At 70.1% G+C, this 4,479-nt stretch carries 3 protein-coding genes and 1 riboswitch; of the genes, 2 read left to right on the forward strand and 1 reads right to left on the reverse strand.

Going from position 1 to position 4,479, the window contains the following annotated elements; genetic code table 11:
- Positions 1-484: 484 nt before the first annotated feature.
- The gene (locus tag AOK15_RS09870; protein ID WP_055514925.1) at positions 485-691 is read left to right on the forward strand and encodes a DUF5999 family protein; all 207 of its coding nucleotides are present in this window, start codon (positions 485-487) and stop codon (positions 689-691) included.
- A 117-nt stretch (positions 692-808) separates the two neighbouring features.
- Here AOK15_RS09870 and gcvP read toward each other — a convergent pair whose 3' ends face one another.
- On the reverse strand, positions 809-3,694 hold the full coding sequence (gcvP, locus tag AOK15_RS09875; RefSeq protein WP_055514927.1) for an aminomethyl-transferring glycine dehydrogenase: 2,886 nt from the start codon (positions 3,692-3,694) through the stop codon (positions 809-811).
- Positions 3,695-3,865: 171 nt separating this feature from the next.
- A riboswitch (glycine riboswitch) is annotated at positions 3,866-3,962 on the reverse strand.
- Positions 3,963-4,088: 126 nt separating this feature from the next.
- Here gcvP and AOK15_RS09880 point away from each other — a divergent pair.
- Entirely contained in the window at positions 4,089-4,457 is a 369-nt protein-coding gene (locus tag AOK15_RS09880; protein WP_055514929.1) for a PRC-barrel domain-containing protein, read from the forward strand.
- Positions 4,458-4,479 lie beyond the last annotated feature (22 nt).

Genomic DNA, 4,479 nt, shown 5'->3' on the forward strand with positions numbered 1-4,479 from the left:
GTCCACACCGGGTCGCCGACCTCCTCCCGGTCCTGACCACTCGCCTGACCCCCGCCCCCCTCATGGGGTCACCCGCCTGAACCGAGGGCCGCCACCTCATGCGCACCGTCGCGTACCCCGCCGCCGATATCCGGGCGGCGGGGTACGCCATTGTCATCGGTGCGGCATTCCGCTCTTACGCGCGGCAATACGCTCGAACGAGCCATTCATAGTCCGCGCCCCGCGCCGGACTAGCCCCATCCGACCATGGCGAACCACCCGAACGGACAGGGAGTTCCGATGAACCGTCCGCGTGGAGGATGCGTCATCAACCTGTGAGAAAGCCGTGCTGCGAAATGCCTGCGGATTGACGCCCGTGGGGCAACACTGGGACCGGACCGAATTATCACAACGGGGGGCGGCCATGAGCGACGAGGCTTCACGCCGCGATACAGACACGACAGCCATCTCACCACTCACGACAGAGCGAAAGATCCCCACAACCATGTGCCAGCACCAGCCACCGTGCCCGACCGCCGAATCCGCCGACCGGGAAGGCGCCCGTCTCGTGGCGCACCACCCGGAGCAGGGATGGAGCCTGCTCTGCAACGGCGTTCTGCTCTTCGAGGACACCGGTGAGCTCCTTCCCGACGGCCAGATCATCGCCCCGCACCGCCCGCTCGGCAGCGGCACGGTGATGACGGCGGCCTGACCCGCGAGAGGTGCGCACAGGGCGAGCATCCCCGCGACGGACGCCCGCCCGGACACGAAGAGGGGCCGGCCCGGAGAAGCACTCTCCGAACCGGCCCCGACGCGTTTCCGCGGGTGACTACTCTTCGTAGGCGTCCAGCGGCGGGCAGGAGCAGACCAGGTTCCGGTCACCGAAGGCCTGGTCGATCCGGCGCACCGGCGGCCAGTACTTGTCGGCGGGCTTGACCCCGGCCGGGAACACGGCCTCCTCACGGGAATACGCGTGGCTCCACTCGCCGCCGAGCGCGGCCGCGGTGTGCGGCGCGTTCCGCAGCGGGTTGTCCTCGGCGGGCCACTCGCCCGACCCGACCTTCTCGATCTCCGCGCGGATCGCGATCATCGCGTCGCAGAACCGGTCCAGTTCGGCGAGGTCCTCCGACTCGGTCGGCTCGATCATCAGCGTCCCCGCCACCGGGAACGACATCGTCGGCGCGTGGAAGCCGTAGTCGATCAGCCGCTTGGCGATGTCGTCGACGCTCACCCCGGTCGTCTTCGCGAGGGGCCGCAGGTCGACGATGCACTCGTGTGCGACGAGCCCGCCCGGACCGGTGTACAGCACGGGGTAGTGCGGCTCCAGCCGCTTGGCGATGTAGTTGGCGCTGAGCACGGCGACCTGCGTCGCCCGCTTGAGGCCCTCGCCGCCCATCAGCCGGACGTACGACCACGAGATCGGCAGGATGCCCGCCGAGCCCCACGGGGCGGCCGAGATCGGGCCCACACCGGTCTCGGGGCCGGCCGCGGGCTGCATCGGGTGGTTCGGCAGATACGGCGCCAGGTGCTCCCTGACCCCCACGGGCCCGACACCGGGACCGCCGCCACCGTGCGGGATGCAGAACGTCTTGTGCAGGTTCAGGTGCGAGACGTCACCGCCGAAGTGGCCCGGCTTGGCGAGGCCCACCAGCGCGTTGAGGTTGGCGCCGTCGACGTACACCTGGCCGCCGGCGTCGTGCACCTGGGCGCAGATGTCGGCGACGTGCTCCTCGAACACACCGTGCGTCGACGGGTAGGTGATCATCAGCACGGACAGCTCGTCGCGGTACTGCTCGATCTTGGCCCGCAGGTCCTCGACGTCGATCTCGCCGTCCTCGGCGGTCTTCACGACGACGACCTTCATGCCCGCCATCACGGCGCTCGCGGCGTTGGTGCCGTGCGCGGAGGACGGGATCAGGCAGACGGTGCGCTGGTCATCGCCGTTGGCCCGGTGGTAACCGCGTACGGCGAGCAGGCCCGCCAGCTCACCCTGCGAGCCGGCGTTCGGCTGGAGCGACACCTTGTCGTATCCGGTGACCTCGGCGAGCCGCTCCTCCAGTTCGCGGATCAGCGTCAGATAGCCCTGGGCCTGCGCGGCGGGCGCGAAGGGGTGCAGCTGCCCGAACTCGGGCCAGGTCACCGGCTCCATCTCGGTGGTCGCGTTGAGCTTCATCGTGCAGGAGCCCAGCGGGATCATGCCCCGGTCGAGCGCGTAGTCCCGGTCGGCGAGACGACGCAGGTAGCGCAGCATCGCGGTCTCGGACCGGTGGTCGTGGAACACGGGGTGCGTGAGGTAGTCGTCGGAGCGCAGCAGCGCCTCGGGCAGCGTGTCCTCGGCGACCGCGTCGAGGTCCTCGACGTTGCCCTCCACCCCGAACGCCGTCCACACGGCACCCAGCTGCGCCCGTGTGGTGGTCTCGTCGCAGGAGACGGACACCTGGTCGGCGTCCACGAGGTGCAGGTTCACGCCGTGCTGCCGCGCGGCGGCGACGACCTCGGCGGCCCGTCCCGGCACCCGCGCGGTGAGCGTGTCGAAGTACGCGCCGTGCACGACCTCGACGCCGCCCGCGGCGAGCCCCGCGGCGAGCACGGTGGCGTACCGGTGGGTGCGCCGGGCGATGGTCCGCAGCCCCTCGGGACCGTGGTAGACGGCGTACATGCCGGCCATCACGGCGAGCAGCACCTGGGCGGTGCAGATGTTGCTGGTCGCCTTCTCCCGGCGGATGTGCTGCTCGCGGGTCTGGAGGGCGAGCCGGTACGCCTTGTGCCCGTCCGCGTCCACGGAGACGCCCACGAGCCGTCCGGGCAGGCTGCGCGCGAACTTCTCGTGCACGGCCATGTAGCCGGCGTGCGGCCCGCCGAAGCCCATCGGCACACCGAACCGCTGCGTCGTGCCGACCGCGATATCGGCGCCCAGCTCACCGGGCGGGGTCAGCAGGGTGAGGGCGAGCAGGTCGGCGGCGACGGTGACGAGCGCTCCGAGGCCGTGGGCCTGCTCGATGACGGGCTTGAGGTCGCGTACGGCACCGGAGGCGCCCGGGTACTGCAGGAGTACGCCGTTGATCTCGCGGGAGGCGATGTCGGCGGGGATGCCGTCGCTGAGGTCGGCGACGACGACCTCGACCCCGGTGGGCTCGGCGCGGGTCTCGATCACGGCGATGGTCTGCGGCAGCGTGTCCGCGTCGATCAGGAAGAGGCCCTTCTTGTTCCGGCCCATGCGCCGGGACAGGGACATGGCCTCGGCGGCGGCCGTGCCCTCGTCGAGCAGGGAGGCGCCGGAGGTGGGCAGCCCGGTGAGCTCGGCGACCATGGTCTGGAAGTTGAGCAGCGCTTCGAGCCGCCCCTGGGAGATCTCGGGCTGGTACGGCGTGTAGGCCGTGTACCAGGCAGGGTTCTCCATGACGTTGCGCAGGATGACCGGCGGGGTGAAGGTCCCGTAGTAGCCGAGCCCGATCATGGAGCCCAGCACCTGGTTGCGGTCGGCGAGCGAGCGCAGCTCGGCCAGCACCTCGGCCTCGGTGCGGGCGCCCGGCAGCTTCAGCGCCTCGGCGTTCTTGATCACATCGGGGACCGCGGCGGCCGTCAGCTCGTCGAGCGAGCCGTATCCGACGTGGGCGAGCATCTTGGCCCGGGCCTCGGCGTCGGGTCCGATGTGACGCCGCTCGAACGGGATGCCCTGTTCGAGCTCTGCGAGCGGAATGCGGTGGGCGGTCATTGCGGAGGCCTCCTGGTCTGACACGACCTTCGAGGGCACCACGGCATGGGTGCCCGACGGCCTCCCCCTCTGTCATCTCGACCTGAGAGCTTCACCGGCCCGAGTAGGGGCCGGCTTTCACCGTCGGTGAGAGCGGAAACCGTCGACACCCGCTCTGCTTTCCAGAGTGACCTCGTCCGTGCGGTACGTGAGCCTGAGAGATTCCGGGGAGGATTTGCTCCTTCGGCGCCTCCGGGTGGTGTCCGGAGGACTCTCCCGCACGGGTTCAACAGCCGCTGCCAGCGTATCAGCGCGGTCAACGCACGTGCCTTCGAGTGGCCGCCGTCCCGGTTGTGCCTTTTCGTAGTGGTGAGGAAGGATTTGCAAACCCCCATGGCAACCACTTGGAGGGCCCGTGCAGACCGACATCGATCCGCGCAATCTGATCGGCCGCAAGGCGTTCGACCGCAAGGGCACCAAGATCGGCACCGTGGACGAGGTCTACCTCGACGACGCGACCGGCGTCCCCGAGTGGGCCGCGATACGCATGGGCCTCTTCGGCCGCGACGCCTTCATCCCCCTCGAGCCGAGCGAGCTCGTCGAGGGCTCTCTCCGCGTCCCCTTCGACCGCGCGCTCATCAAGGACGCCCCCGACTTCGGTGTCGGCCGCCACCTCTCCCCCGAACAGGAACTCCAGCTCTACCACCACTACGGCCTGGACATAGCCCCGCCGCCCCCGCTGGACCACGAGTTCGGCAACGTGGCGAGCCAGGAAGACCCCTGACCCCGCCCCGGCCCTTCTCGCG

This window comes from Streptomyces ossamyceticus (assembly GCF_001418475.1).
Lineage (GTDB): Bacteria > Actinomycetota > Actinomycetes > Streptomycetales > Streptomycetaceae > Streptomyces > Streptomyces ossamyceticus.